13 protein-coding genes are annotated in these 12,657 nt (G+C 70.9%); 7 read left to right on the top strand and 6 right to left on the bottom strand.

Annotated elements, in window-relative coordinates; translation table 11 throughout:
- Nucleotides 1-30: 30 nt before the first annotated feature.
- Nucleotides 31-2,274 carry a transglycosylase domain-containing protein gene (locus REH65_RS16275; RefSeq protein ID WP_406693046.1) on the bottom strand — a complete coding sequence of 748 codons (2,244 nt, stop codon included), beginning with the start codon at nucleotides 2,272-2,274 and terminating at the stop codon, nucleotides 31-33.
- Between the two features lie 425 nt (nucleotides 2,275-2,699).
- Here REH65_RS16275 and REH65_RS16270 point away from each other — a divergent pair, with 425 nt between their 5' ends.
- Nucleotides 2,700-2,999: a WhiB family transcriptional regulator gene (locus REH65_RS16270; protein WP_093422866.1), complete on the top strand. Its 300-nt coding sequence runs from the start codon at nucleotides 2,700-2,702 to the stop codon at nucleotides 2,997-2,999.
- Between the two features lie 65 nt (nucleotides 3,000-3,064).
- On the opposite strand, the gene REH65_RS16265 is transcribed toward REH65_RS16270, so the two are convergent.
- On the bottom strand, nucleotides 3,065-4,204 hold the full coding sequence (locus REH65_RS16265; protein WP_406693045.1) for an ArsA family ATPase: 1,140 nt from the start codon (nucleotides 4,202-4,204) through the stop codon (nucleotides 3,065-3,067).
- Entirely contained in the window at nucleotides 4,201-5,202 is a 1,002-nt protein-coding gene (locus REH65_RS16260) for an ArsA-related P-loop ATPase (RefSeq protein WP_406693044.1), read from the bottom strand. Before REH65_RS16260 ends, REH65_RS16265 begins: the two co-directional genes overlap by 4 nt.
- Before the next feature lie 118 nt (nucleotides 5,203-5,320).
- Between REH65_RS16260 and REH65_RS16255 the strand changes: the two genes are divergently transcribed.
- From REH65_RS16255 to REH65_RS16230, 6 genes are all read left to right on the top strand, one after another.
- Complete coding sequence (locus REH65_RS16255) at nucleotides 5,321-5,479, top strand: DUF4177 domain-containing protein (protein WP_132623662.1); 159 nt, start codon at nucleotides 5,321-5,323, stop codon at nucleotides 5,477-5,479.
- A gap of 1 nt (nucleotide 5,480) precedes the next feature.
- The gene (locus tag REH65_RS16250; protein WP_281458689.1) at nucleotides 5,481-5,939 is read left to right on the top strand and encodes a RidA family protein; all 459 of its coding nucleotides are present in this window, start codon (nucleotides 5,481-5,483) and stop codon (nucleotides 5,937-5,939) included.
- Between the two features lie 346 nt (nucleotides 5,940-6,285).
- On the top strand, nucleotides 6,286-6,900 hold the full coding sequence (locus REH65_RS16245) for a hypothetical protein (RefSeq protein WP_281458690.1): 615 nt from the start codon (nucleotides 6,286-6,288) through the stop codon (nucleotides 6,898-6,900).
- A gap of 26 nt (nucleotides 6,901-6,926) precedes the next feature.
- Nucleotides 6,927-8,051 carry a hypothetical protein gene (locus REH65_RS16240; protein WP_406693043.1) on the top strand — a complete coding sequence of 375 codons (1,125 nt, stop codon included), beginning with the start codon at nucleotides 6,927-6,929 and terminating at the stop codon, nucleotides 8,049-8,051.
- 50 nt (nucleotides 8,052-8,101) lie between these two features.
- Nucleotides 8,102-8,914, top strand: coding sequence for an NUDIX hydrolase (locus REH65_RS16235; RefSeq protein ID WP_406693042.1), 813 nt, complete (start codon nucleotides 8,102-8,104; stop codon nucleotides 8,912-8,914).
- Nucleotides 8,914-9,705 carry an MBL fold metallo-hydrolase gene (locus tag REH65_RS16230; protein ID WP_406693041.1) on the top strand — a complete coding sequence of 264 codons (792 nt, stop codon included), beginning with the start codon at nucleotides 8,914-8,916 and terminating at the stop codon, nucleotides 9,703-9,705. The genes REH65_RS16235 and REH65_RS16230 overlap by 1 nt, the downstream gene beginning before the upstream one ends.
- A 118-nt stretch (nucleotides 9,706-9,823) precedes the next feature.
- On the opposite strand, the gene REH65_RS16225 is transcribed toward REH65_RS16230, so the two are convergent.
- The 3 genes from REH65_RS16225 to REH65_RS16215 all read right to left on the bottom strand — a co-directional run bounded on the left by REH65_RS16225 (nucleotide 9,824) and on the right by REH65_RS16215 (nucleotide 12,567).
- A complete protein-coding gene (locus REH65_RS16225) occupies nucleotides 9,824-11,041 on the bottom strand; it encodes an MFS transporter (protein WP_406693180.1) in 1,218 nt (405 codons plus the stop codon).
- Nucleotides 11,042-11,430: 389 nt separating this feature from the next.
- Nucleotides 11,431-11,688 (bottom strand): hypothetical protein, encoded by a 258-nt coding sequence (locus tag REH65_RS16220; protein WP_406693040.1) that lies wholly within the window; start codon nucleotides 11,686-11,688, stop codon nucleotides 11,431-11,433.
- A gap of 204 nt (nucleotides 11,689-11,892) precedes the next feature.
- A complete protein-coding gene (locus REH65_RS16215) occupies nucleotides 11,893-12,567 on the bottom strand; it encodes a Crp/Fnr family transcriptional regulator (protein WP_093422841.1) in 675 nt (224 codons plus the stop codon).
- Nucleotides 12,568-12,657 lie beyond the last annotated feature (90 nt).

Here is a 12,657-nt window from a genome sequence, read left to right as displayed (position 1 = left end):
AGGAAGCACCCGAACGGCCCGGTCAACCGGTCACTGCCCCGGCGGACCGCCCGGCTGCTGCCCCGGCGGGACGCCCGGTGGCGCGGGTGGTGCCGGTGGCGGTCCGGCGGCGGGCGGCGGTGCCGTCGGCGGTGGCCGCTGCGTCGACGGCGTGGGCACGTAACCGGTGCTCACCGACAGCGTCACCGTCTCGCCGGGCAGCGCGAAGCCGCGCGGCGTCTGACTGGTGACCGTGCCCCGCTTGCGCTGGCTGTTCACCGATCGCTCGGTGACCTTGTAACCGGCCTTCTCCAGCGTTTCCTTGGCCTTGTCGTTGGTCAGGCCGACGACGTTGGGCACCTGGAACTCGTTGCCGCCGTTCTCGTACCGGTCGGTGGTCGGGGGCAGCGGTGCCACCGGCAGGCCCTGGTGGATCACGTTCATCGCGTCGAACCAGGTCCGCGCGGGGACCTTGCCGCCGTAGATGTTGCCGCCGTTGGCCCCGCACAGCCGGGGCGGATCGGTGTCGCAGATGCCCTGCGGCGACGTGCCGTCGCTGAAGGTCAGCACCGAACCGGCGAACTGCGGGGTCGCACCGAGGAACCCGGCCGACTGGTGCGCCTCGGTGGTACCGGTCTTGGACGCCACCGGACGGCTCCAGCCCGCTCCGCTGGCCGCGGCAGCCGCCGTGCCGCCGCCGGTGTCGTCCTTGCTCATGCCTACGGCCATCGCGTTGGCCAGCGGCTCGTCCACGGCCTGCTCGCACGGGTCCTCGGTGATCGACACCGGGTTGCCGTTGCGGTCCTGGATCTGCTCGATCGGCGTCGGCGGGCACCACGTGCCGCCGCTCATGATCGTCGCGCCGACGTTGCTCAGCTCCAGCGGACTCGTCGGGGCGAAGCCGAGCGTGAACGCGCCGATGTTCTTCTGCTTCACGTCCTCGGCCTGGGACAGGCCGCCCGAGCCGTTGGGCGTGACGGGGTTGCCGCTGGAGGTGTTGTGCAGCAGCGTCTGCCGCATCCCCAGCCGGACCGCCATGTCCACCGTCGGGTTCAGCCCGACCCGCTCCTGCAACGCCACGAACGCGGTGTTCGGCGAGGTCGCCAACGCCATCTGCAGCGAGCGCGGACCCGCCGCGACGCCCTCGGCGTTGCCGACCGTGTAGGGCCGGGAACCGTTCTTGTAGACCTGCGAGGTGTAGGAGCCGGGCGACTGGATCGTGTTGTAGATCCCCATCCCCTTCTCCAGCGCCGCCGCGGCGGTGAACACCTTGTAGATCGACCCGGCGCCGAACTTCACGATCCCGCTGGGCAGCGCGTACGACGTCTGCCCCTTCGAGGCGTCGATGCCGAAGTCGCGGTTGGCGACCAGCGCGCGCACCCGGTGCTTGTCCTTGCCGGGTTCGACGACGCTCATCACGTTCGCGATGCCCTTGGTCGTCTTCGGCACGCCGCGCTCGGCGGCGGCCTTGGCGGCGTCCGTGGCGCGCTTGTCCATCGAGGTGCGGATCGTGTAGCCGCCGGTCTTGAGCTGCTCCTCGGTGAACCCGGCGCGCTCCAGGTAGTCGATGACGTAGCGGCAGAAGAACCCGTCGGCCGGGCCCGCGCCGACGCAGCCGTTGGGGATGTTCTGCAACGGCGAGACCAGCCCGAGCGGCGCGTTGCGCGCCTCGGTCGCGGCCTCCGGGGTGATCCGGCGCTGGTCCTCCATCGCCTTGATCACCAGGTTGCGGCGGTCCAGCGCCTCCTGCGGGTTGCTCTCCGGGTTGAGCGCGCTGGGGCTGTTGACCATGCCCGCCAGCAGCGCGGCCTGGGCGATGGTGAGCCTGTCCGGCGTGGTGCCGAAGTAGGTCCGCGCGGCGGCGCTGATGCCGTAGGCCTGGTTGCCGTAGGGCACGACGTTGAGGTAGCGGGTGAGGATCTGCTCCTTGCCGAGCTGCTTCTCCACCTGCAGCGCGATGCGGATCTCCCGCAGCTTGCGGCCCGGGGTCTGCTCGATCGCCTTGGCCTGCTTGACCGGGTCGTCGGCGGCGACGACGTGCACCAGGTAGTTCTTCACGTACTGCTGGGTGAGGGTGGAACCGCCCTGCGCGATCTCGCCGGACATCTGGTTCGTCACGGCGGCGCGCATGGTCCCGGCCCAGTCCACGCCCTGGTGGTCGAAGAACCGCCGGTCCTCGATGGCCACGATCGCCGCCTTCATGGTGTCGGCGATCTGGTCGGGGGCGGCCGGGGTCCGGTCCTGGTTGAACAGGTAGGCGATCGGCCTCCCATCCCTGTCTGTGACCGTAGTCACAAGTGGCGGTTCCTTGGTCATCATGTCCGTGGAAATGCTGTTGACCGCGTCTCCGGCGCGGTTGGAGACCACTCCGAGTGATCCCGCAGCCGGGAAGAGCAATCCCGCGACCAGCACGCCGGCCAGCACACACAGACCGAAAAGCTTCAACAAGCCGTCTCGGGCACGCACTCCGCCAGAGTAAAACGCATACGCGCCGTGACGGAGTGTCACGGCTGAAGTCCGCCCGATGTAGTGAGTGTGAAAGATAACGGGACGACAACCGTCGGTTGGTTGTGGAACCGCTGGGCTCTACAGTCCGTCTACGTCCAGCGACAGCACTGTTGCGGTTCGACTCCCGACGACCCGAACCGCGGCATCCGGTGCCGGGGGGCTCCGGACGAAATACAGTCGCCGACGATCCAGTGAGGAGCTGGGGGAACTCTATGTTCGAGCAGGGGGACTGGCGGGTTAACGCCGCATGTCGAGACCAGAACCCGGATCAATTGTTCGTCCGCGGGGCTGAGCAGCGCAAAGCGCGAATGGTTTGTTTTGGCTGCCCAGTGCGGACGGAGTGCCTCAGCGAGGCGCTCGACAACAAGATCGAATTCGGTGTCTGGGGTGGAATGACCGAACGCGAACGGCGGGCGCTGCTTCGGCGTCGTCCGGATGTTCGTAACTGGCGCGAATTGCTTGAGGCAGCGCGTCAGGATTACACCGATATCACCGAGTTCCAGGTGAGCTGATCCCCGAGAAAAGATCAGGCCGGGCGTGAGCGTGAAAACGTTTATGCCCGGCCTGATTCATCTGATCATTCGCCGGCGAGTCGCCTGCCGATCTCCCGCAACCCGGACAGATCGTGCACATCCGAGGGCAACGCCGCCACCCCGACGAGTGACACGTCCGGGTGCGCTCGGGTGAACCGCGCGAGCATCCGCTTCTCCCGCTCGGCGATCGCGACCCGGTCCGCGTGCACCCGCAGCACCGCTGCCGCCAGCGGGGACGATCCCGCTTCTTCGAGCTCTTCCGCCACCGCCGTGGCCCGCGTGCCGGGCAGGTCGGCGACGACCGGGTGGGTCCGGTTGGCGACCAGGCCGACCAGCGGCATCGACTCCCCGGCGAGCCGCTCCACGAAGTAGGAGGCCTCCCGGAGCGCGTCCGGTTCGGGCGCGGCGACCACCAGGAACGCCGTACCGGGCGAGCGCAGCAACCGGTAGGTCTGCTCGGCGCGCTGCCGGAACCCGCCGAAGGTGGAGTCGAAGGCCTGCACGAAGTTCGCCGCGTCGTTGAGCAGCTGGCCGCCGATGATCGTGGACACGGCCTTGGCGAACATCCCGAACGAGGCCCCGACGATCTTGCGCAGCCCGCGCCCGCCCGCGCGCGCGGGAGAGGACAGCATCTTGATCAGCCGCCCGTCCAGCACGGTCGACAGCCGCTGCGGCGCGTCGAGGAAGTCGAGCGCGGAACGGCTGGGCGGGGTGTCGACGACGATGAGATCCCACTCGCCGGAGGCCGCGAGCTGCCCCAGCTTCTCCATCGCCATGTACTCCTGCGTTCCGGAGAACGAGGTCGAGATGGTCTGGTAGAAGGGGTTGTTCAGGATCTGCTCGGCCCGTTCGGGGCCGGCGTGCATCTGCACCATGTCGTCGAAGGTGCGGCGCATGTCCAGCATCATCGCGTTCAGGTCGCCCGCGGGTTCGAAGCCCTCCAGCCGCACCTGCTTGGGCGTGTTGCCGAGTTCCCGCAGGCCCAGGGCCTGGGCGAGCCGCCGTGCGGGGTCGATGGTGAGCACGACGGTCTTGCGGTCGCGTTCGGCGGCTCGCAGGGCGAGCGCGGCGGCGGTCGTGGTCTTGCCGACGCCGCCGGAGCCGCAGCAGACGACGACGTGCGTGTCGGGGTCGTCCAGCAGCGCGTCGACGTCGACCTGCGCGGGCCGCTGCGGTTCGCTCATCGGGGGCTCCGGATGCCGTGTTCGGTGAAGATCTCGGCGAGCTCGTAGAGCTCGGCGACGTCGATGCCGGCGGTGAGGTCGGGCAGCGACACGGCCGGCAGGTCGGTGGCGGCGAGCTGGTCGCGGGCGGCGTCCTCGGCCCGGTGCCGGATGGCGTGCTCGACGGTTTCGTGGAGGAGCCCGTCGAGCGTGCTGTCGTCGACGGTCAGACCAGCGGATTCGAGGCCGGTGCGCACCCGGTCGGCGTCGACGCGGCCGTCGGCGGCGGAGGCGACGGAGCGCGCGGGCAGCCGCCCGGGCCGGACGCGGTTGAGCACGACGGCGCCGGGGCGCAGGTCGGCGGCGTCGAGCTCTTCGACGGCTTCGAGGGTTTCGCGGACCGGGAGCTCTTCGAGGAGCGTGACGAGGTGGACGACGGTGTCGCTGGAGTGCACCAGGCGCACGACGCCGTCGCTGTGGTCGCGGATCGGCCCGGCCTTGGCGAGATCGGCCATCGCGCGGGTGACGTCGAGGAACTTCACGACCCGGCCGGTGGGCGGGGCGTCGACGACGACGGCGTCGTAGACGTGGCGGCCGCGCTCGTCGGTGCGGCCGACGCACTCCTTGATCTTGCCGGTGAACAGCACGTCCCGGAGCCCGGGCGCGAGCGTGGTGGCGAACTCGATGGCGCCCATCTTGCGCAGGGTCCGCCCGGCGAAGCCGAGGTTGTAGAACATCGACAGGTATTCGAGCAGCGCGGGTTCGGCGTCGATGGCCAGCGCTCGCAGCTCGCCTCCGCCCGGCGCCGCGGCGATCCACTCCTCGGAGTAGGGCAGCGGCGCGCTGTCGAAGAGCTGGGCGATCCCCTGCCGCCCCTCGACCTCGATGAGCAGCACCTTCTTGCCCCCGGTGGCCAGGGCCAGCGCGAGCGCGGCGGCGACCGTCGTCTTGCCGGTCCCGCCCTTGCCGCTGACCACGTGCAACCGCGCCTGGTTGAGCTCCCCGTCCCATGAGGTCACGCGATCAGCGTAAGTCCCCGTTTCCGGAAATGTCTGCGCACTTGTGATCGCGGTCGTCCCGCGACGGACGCACCCGCCACCCACGACGACGACCACCGGAGCAATTAGGCTCCCCACCATGCAGAAGTGGGAGTACGCCACCGTGCCGTTGTTGAGCCACGCGACCAAGCAGATCCTCGACCAGTGGGGCGAGGACGGCTGGGAGCTCGTCGCCGTGCTGCCGGGTCCGACCGGTGAGCAGATGGTGGCCTACTTGAAGCGGCCGAAGGAGGCCTGACATGGGTCGGTGGACGGATCGCCTGGCGGAGCTGGGCATCCCGCTGCCCGAGGTGGTCACCCCGGTGGCGGCCTACGTGCCCGCGGTGCGCACCGGTTCGCTGGTGTTCACGGCCGGCCAGATCCCGATGGTGGCGGGTTCGCCCGCGGGCCTGGGCAAGGTCGGTGCGGAGGTCAGCGCCGAGGAGGCGCAGCAGTACGCCCGGATCTGCGCGCTGAACGCGCTGGCCGCGGTGGACTCGCTGGTCGGCCTGGACTCGATCGTCCGGGTCGTGAAGGTGGTCGGCTTCGTGGCGTCGGCGGAGGGCTTCACCGGTCAGCCCGGTGTGGTCAACGGTGCGTCGGAGCTGCTCGGCGAGGTCTTCGGCGAGGCGGGGCAGCACGCTCGCTCGGCGGTGGGCGTCGCGGAGCTCCCGCTGGGTGTGCCGGTCGAGGTGGAGCTGGTCGTCGAGGTGGAGTGATCTCGGCATTTCGGACCTGGCGCGCGGCGTCTCCCCACGCGGGGTGACGCCGCGTTCTCGTTGCGTGATCGCGGCGTGGTCACCGGAGGAAGAAGCGGTGATTTTTTCGGCGGTGGGGGTCCCTCGATCAACTACGACCAGTACGCTGCGATCATCCTCGGTCTGACGACACCTGATCTGGTGTACCTCAGATGGGGGATGTTGATTCCAACGCGTTGCGTTTGGGTCGTTCAGGGGCTTGTTCGACCCGGTCAGTAGCACCAAAGTTCACCTGGAAGGGTGCAGCTGCGTCGGGGGAGCGGCGGGCTGGGCCCGGAACGCGGAGTACTACGCATGGAGGGGCGCCGTGGCAGTGCGTGAAACCGATCTGCTGTGCCACGAACTGTTGCTTCGGTTGGCCGGCAGGTTGCCCGATCGGCACCTGTGGCGATACCGGGACTGGCTGGCCGGTGGTGCCGCCGAGGTCGTCGCGAGACTGCTGCCCGGCACGCTGGTCCGCGAGCGCATCGCGCTCGACGACGACGAGCACCGGCTGCTCGCGGACGCGCTGCTGCCGCTGGGCGCGGACCCGGCGATGGTCAACGCGGTGCTGCCCGCGGTCGTCGACACCACCCCGCACTACTCGTTCACCACCGAGTCCCCGGCCGCGAACGTCGGCGACTCCGCGGTGCTGGTGCTCGGCGCGACGCTGCGCGGCCGCCCGGGCGTGCGCGAGGTGCGCAACACGTGGCGGCGCCGCGACTCGGGCCCGGCGAAGCTCGTCGTGCTGGTGTCGGCGTCGAGCGACCAGGTCGAGCTGACCGGGGAGATCCAGCGGGTGCTGCGCGCCCTGGGCGACTCCGCTCCGTGCGTCGAGGTCGTCCCCAAGGACCTGGAACCCACCCCGTACCACCGGATGGCGATCGAGGAGTCGGCGCTGGTGTGCTCGGGAGCTGAAGAGTTCGCCGGTCGCCGCGGCTGAGCGGTCGGCAGTTAGAGGAGGCATTCGTGGTGGACGTTGCAGAGGCCGCCGGACCGGTCGACCGGCTGCACGGCCTCTTGCTGGCCATGACCGGGCGCGTCGATGACGACGGCATCGACGGCGCCCGCGAGCTGCTGGGCATCGGGCAGCCCGACGCCGGAGCCGAATACCTCGCGGGGTGCCTGCTGGCCGGGCGGATCGAGGTGACCGCCGCCGAGCAGTACCACCTGCGCCGGGTGCTGGAGGAGACGCGCTCCCAGCCCCAGCTGGCGGACCGGCTGGCCGTGGTCGATTCGCTGCTGCCGGAGCACCACAAGTTCAACGCCCCCGACTCCGACGACTCGGACCTGGAGCTGGCGCTCAAGCAGGTCGGCGGGCGTCTGACGGGGCTGCGCGGCCTGTGGGTCACCAACCGCACGACGCCCGCGGGCACCAGCTACGGCGCGGTGCCGCAGGGCGTGCTGCTGGCCGAGGTCGGCCCGGACGGGTCCGGTCCGGCGGTCGCCTACCAGCTGATCTCGGCGTTGCGCCGGGCCGGGCTGCGCTACGCGGTGGACGTCTTCGCCACCGGCGCCGACCTGCCCGAGTACCACCGCGACGCGCTGTCGACGGCCCGGCGGGTGCGGTTGGACATCGCGCCCGCGGAGAGGACGGCTCCCCCTGTAGTGCCACGGCCGGAGCAGGTCGTGGAGCCGAGACAGGTGGCCGAGCCCCGGCAGGAGACCCGACAGGAAGCGCGGCAGGAAGCCCGGCAGGTCGCCGAGCACCGCCAGCCCGAGGAGCCCCCGTCCCCGCCGCCGGCACCGCCGGCCCCGGTGGAGGAGTCCCGGCCGGAGGGGGTGTCGCACGCTGTGGCCGAGCCGCAGCACGAGTTTCCCGGTGAATCACCCGAGGACGCACAACCCGAGACAGCGGCCGAGCAGACGGGTGTGATGATGCGCGTCCCGGCCGCGGTCGACGCGAAGCTGACCGACCGGGAGCGCAACCTGCTGCGCAAGCTGCACGAGGAGCTCGCGCACCGCGAGCAGGACGGTCCGGGCAAGCGCCAGGGAGAGGACGGCCGGACCTCGACGATGCCGGGCGGCACCGGGGGTTTCCCGCCCATAGCGGCCAACCAGCAGCAGGCCTACGCCCCGCAGCAGCAGCGCTGATCGTTTCCGGGCGGTGTTCCCCGGCCGGTCGCCGACATAGGGTGGCGGGCATGGATCGTTCGCTGCCAACGGGATTCGTGCCCGAGGACCGGCCGGAGGAGCCTGCGCGCCCGAAGGACGCGGCCACGGTGATGCTGCTGCGCGACGGTCCTGCGGGGCCAGAGGTGTTCCTGCAGCGCAGGGTGAAGGGCATGGCCTTCGCCGGGGGCATGACGGTGTTCCCGGGTGGCGGCGTCGACCCGCGGGACGCGGACGCCTCGGTCGCCTGGAGCGGCCCGGGTCCCGAGTGGTGGGCGCAGCGCTTCGGCTGCACCCCGGAGGTGGCTCGCGCGCTGGTGTGCGCGGCGGTCCGGGAGACCTTCGAGGAGTCCGGCGTGCTGCTGGCCGGGCCCGATGCGGCGACGGTCGTGGCGGACACCGGCGGCTACTCGCAGGCCCGGCACGCCTTGGTGACCAGGGACGTCTCGCTCGCGGGCTTCCTCGCGGAGGAGGGCCTGGTGCTGCGCGCCGACCTGCTGCGCCCGTGGGCGAACTGGCTGACCCCGGAGCAGGAGCCGCGCCGCTACGACACCCGCTTCTTCCTGGCCGCGATGCCGGCCGGGCAGCGCGCCGACGCGGTCACGACGGAGGCCGCCGAGGCCTACTGGGCGACGCCCGAGCAGGCGCTGACCGATTTCCGCGAGGGCCGCTGCCACCTGCTGCCGCCGACCGAGGTGACGCTGACCGAGCTCGGCGGTTTCGACGCGCTGGACGCGGCGCTGACGGCGGAGCGGACGCTCACCAAGATCATGCCGAAGTTGATCGAGCGCGACGGCCGCTGGCACGCGGTGCTGCCGGGCGAGCCGGGATTCGAGGAGGCCTGATGCAGCACCCCGCCTACGGCGAGCTCCGCCCGGTCACCTCGTACGCGTCGGTGCTGCTGGCCCGCAACCCGAACCCGATGACGCTCGACGGCACCAACACGTGGGTGCTGCGCGAGCCGGGTTCCCGCGAGTGCGTGGTCGTCGACCCGGGTCCGGACGACGTCGAGCACCTCGGTCTGGTCGCCGAGCACGGCCCGGTCGGGCTGGTGCTGCTCACCCACCACCACGAGGACCACACGGCGGGCGTGGCGGAGTTCGTGCAGCGCACCGGGGCCCCGGTGCGCGCGCTGGACCCGAAGCTGTGCCGCGACGCGGAACCGCTCGCCGACGGCGAACCGATCACCGCGGCGGGCGTGGAGCTGCGGGTGATGACCACGGCGGGCCACACGGCCGACTCGGTCTGCTTCGTCGCCGAGCACGACGAACCGGCGGTGTTCACCGGCGACAGCATCCTGGGCCGGGGCACGACGGTCGTCGCCCACCCGGACGGCCACCTGGGCTCCTACCTGGACTCGCTGCGCAAGATCGCCGCCCTGCCCCCGGGAGTCCGGGCTCTGCCCGGCCACGGCCCGGAACTCGACGACGCCCGCGCCGTCGCCGAGCACTACCTCGACCACCGGCAGCAACGCCTCGCCCAAGTCCGCCAAGCCCTCACGGATCTGGGCCCCAATCCCACTCCCCGCCAGGTCGTAGAACTCGTCTACGCGGACGTCGACCCCGCGGTCTGGCCGGCAGCGGACCTCACGGTCCAAGCCCAACTCACCTACCTCGAAGAACAGCGCACGCTGTGAGCGTTCCTCGCGCGGGGACGGTTTTCGCCAGAATTGCCCGGGGTTGGTGTCCCTTTTGCCCGGACAGTTTGGGCTAAAACTGTCCCCTGCTGCGCTCCGCGGTCGGAACTCGGAGGCCTCAGGTTCCGGCGAGGGAGAGGTTCGTGCGGTGGGGGAGGAGGGTGTTCCGGCGGAGGTAGAGGAGGGCGGCGAGGGCGGCGCCGGTGGCGCCGGCGACGAGGAAGGCCGTGGGCGGGCCCGCCAGTTCGACGAGCTGGCCGCTGGTGGACTGGCCGATCGCCGAGCCCAGGGTCACCGAGGTGACCACCCAGCCGAACGCCTCCGCTGCGGTGCCGGGCGGGGCGGCGAACTCGACCGCGACCGAGTGGGCCGTGGACTGCGGGGTGATCAGGCAGCCCGCCAGCAGCAGCATCAGAGCCAGGCCCAGCAGCGTCGTCGGCAGCGCGAGCAGGGCGACCAGGCCCGCGAAGCCGAGCAGCAGGGCCGGTAGCCGCAGGTACATCGGGCGCGGCCACGGGTGCACGCCGTAGACCACGCCGACCGCGACCGAGCTGACCGAGGCCAGGCTCATCAGCAGGCCGCCCATCGTCGGCTGCCCCGCCTCCACCGCGGCCGCCGGGACCGCGACCTCGATGAAGCCGATCACCACGCCGAAGCCCAGCGCCGCCAGCGCCACCGTGCGCATGCCCGGGGCCGCGATCGCACCCAGCAGCGCTCCCGCGTGCTCCGACGGCTCCGGGCGCTGCGTGCGGGCGGCGCGCGTCGCGGCGAAGCCGACGCTGCCCAGCACCATGCAGACCGCGCCGACCACGACACCGGTTCCCGCCCACGGAGTCGCCACCAGCAGGCCCGCCAGTCCCGGCCCGAGGATGAAGAAGACCTCCAGGCTGATCGCCTCGTAGGAGAACGCCGCCTCGCGCACCCGTCCCGGCGGCAGCAGGTGTCCCCACAGCGCGCGCGAGGCCGAACCGATGTTCGGCTGCAGCAGTCCCATCGCGAACGCGCCGAGCACCACCAGCGGCGTCGGGGCGCCCAGCTCGATCGCCAGCAGCGTCGCCACCACCGAGCCCGTGAACAGGGCGGACGTGATGTACAGCGGCTTCGACGGGCCGGTGCGGTCCACGATCCTGCCCTGCACGACCGACCCCATCGCCACGCCGATCAGCTCGGCGGCCGACACCGTGCCCGCGATCGCGAACGACGAGCTCTCCCGCTGCACGTACAGCAGCAGCGCCATGCCGATCATCGCGATGGGCAGCCTGCCCAGCAGCGAGGTGACGACGGGGGCGCGGGCGCCGGGAGTGGTCAGAGCCGTGCGGTAGTCGTTCAGCGACATGGATTGGGACACGCGTTCCAGTATGCCGAAAATGGTACGGCGGTACCAACGAGTTTCCGGTTCGAGCGGAACGACCGGAGTGAGGTTGCTTACTCAGAACGGGTGATGTGTGCAACCGAGCCCTCGGCGCGCACGTCTTGGTTGGTGAAAGGGGGTTGCTGGAGAGCAGGCACTTCCAGCATCTTCGTGGAGAGGCAACTGCACACAGCGAGGCGAGTGCACGCAGCCGCCTCCGGTGCCGAGGAATTCGGGGCCGAAGCACCGGAGGGCCGGGGGAGCGTGGTTAGTCGTCGGGGACGAACCACGCGAAAGTGAAGGGACTGGAGCGCCACGTCGGGGGTGGCGCCCAGTCCCTTCGCAATTCCGCTGTCGCCCGGCGACCGCGCTGATCAGCAGCCCCCGCCGCCTCCGCCGTCGCCGCCCCCGCAGCCGCCGCCGTCGCTCCCGCCGAAGCCGCCGTCGCTGAAACCGCCGCCATCGCTGAAACCGCTGTCGCTGCTGCCCGCCGTACCCACGAAGGCGCCGCTCGACGCCCTCCGCCGACGGCCGTCGATGCGGTTCGAGCTCGCCATCGCCGTGCGCACCGTCGTCACGAACAGCAGTACCAGGGCGATCGCCACCACGGCGATCACGATGTTGGAATCCATCCGGAGACCCCTTTCGTCTGCGTCTCGTGATGTGACGCGGACGACTCGGCCTCGGTTGCGTGTTCGAACCGGAAGAGTTTTCCCGGAATCCGCAGAGGTGGCGCAGACGCGAAGAGACGCGCGTCGGCTGAAGAACCCGGGAAGGAGCCCCGGACTCTTCGGCCGACGCGCGTCACGTTCGCGTTGTGTGCGCTGCGTCGTCGCTCAGCGAGCGCGGCGGGCCAAGCGCTCCGGATCCAGGATCAGGACGCTCTTGCCCTCGAGACGCAGCCAGCCGCGGTGCGCGAAGTCCGCGAGCGCCTTGTTCACGGTCTCCCGCGAGGCGCCGACGTACTGCGCGATCTCTTCCTGCGTGAGGTCGTGGGTGACCCGCAGCAGGCCCGCTTCCTGGCTGCCGAAGCGCTGCGCGAGCTGCAGCAACGCCTTGGCGACGCGCCCCGGAACGTCGGTGAAGATCAGGTCCGCGAGCATGCCGTTGGTGCGGCGCAGGCGGCGGGCCACCACGCGCAGCAGCTGTTCGGCGATCTCCGGACGCGTGGCGATCCACTGCCGCAGAGCGCCTCGGTCCATGCTCAGCGCGCGCACCTCGGTGACCGTCGTCGCGGTCGAGGTCCGCGGTCCCGGGTCGAAGATGGACAGCTCGCCGAACATGTCCGACGGCCCCATGATCGCCAGCAGGTTCTCCCTGCCGTCCGGGGATTTGCGTCCGAGCTTCACCTTGCCGGACTGAATGATGTAGAGCCGGTCACCCGGCTCGCCCTCGGCGAAGATCACGTGTCCGCGCGGGAACTCGATCGGTTCCAGCGATTGGGCCAGTGCCTCCGCCGCAGCCGGCTCAACGCCTTGGAAGATGCCGGCCCGGGCCAGGGTCTCGTCCACCTCGTCCCTCCATGTTGAGACGCGGCGGCTGTCTGTGGTGCCGGACCCGCGTCAGCGCGTCTGGCGGTGTGCCGCCGATCACTACCAGCG

The sequence above is a fragment of the Saccharopolyspora sp. ID03-671 genome, from assembly GCF_045278815.1.
Classification (GTDB): domain Bacteria; phylum Actinomycetota; class Actinomycetes; order Mycobacteriales; family Pseudonocardiaceae; genus Saccharopolyspora; species Saccharopolyspora ipomoeae.
Note: the sequence above shows the minus strand (reverse complement) of the source record. Positions and strands in the feature narration are given on the sequence as shown.

Bases quoted from the DNA above. Each gene is read 5' to 3' on its own strand.
- REH65_RS16270 (WP_093422866.1), top strand. From the start codon at position 2,700: ATGTTCGAGCAGGGGGACTGGCGGGTTAACGCCGCATGTCGAGACCAG.
- REH65_RS16265 (WP_406693045.1), bottom strand. From the start codon at position 4,204: ATGAGCGAACCGCAGCGGCCCGCGCAGGTCGACGTCGACGCGCTGCTG.
- REH65_RS16255 (WP_132623662.1), top strand. From the start codon at position 5,321: ATGCAGAAGTGGGAGTACGCCACCGTGCCGTTGTTGAGCCACGCGACC.
- REH65_RS16250 (WP_281458689.1), top strand. From the start codon at position 5,481: ATGGGTCGGTGGACGGATCGCCTGGCGGAGCTGGGCATCCCGCTGCCC.
- REH65_RS16235 (WP_406693042.1), top strand. From the start codon at position 8,102: ATGGATCGTTCGCTGCCAACGGGATTCGTGCCCGAGGACCGGCCGGAG.
- REH65_RS16230 (WP_406693041.1), top strand. From the start codon at position 8,914: ATGCAGCACCCCGCCTACGGCGAGCTCCGCCCGGTCACCTCGTACGCG.
- REH65_RS16225 (WP_406693180.1), bottom strand. From the start codon at position 11,041: ATGTCGCTGAACGACTACCGCACGGCTCTGACCACTCCCGGCGCCCGC.
- REH65_RS16220 (WP_406693040.1), bottom strand. From the start codon at position 11,688: ATGGATTCCAACATCGTGATCGCCGTGGTGGCGATCGCCCTGGTACTG.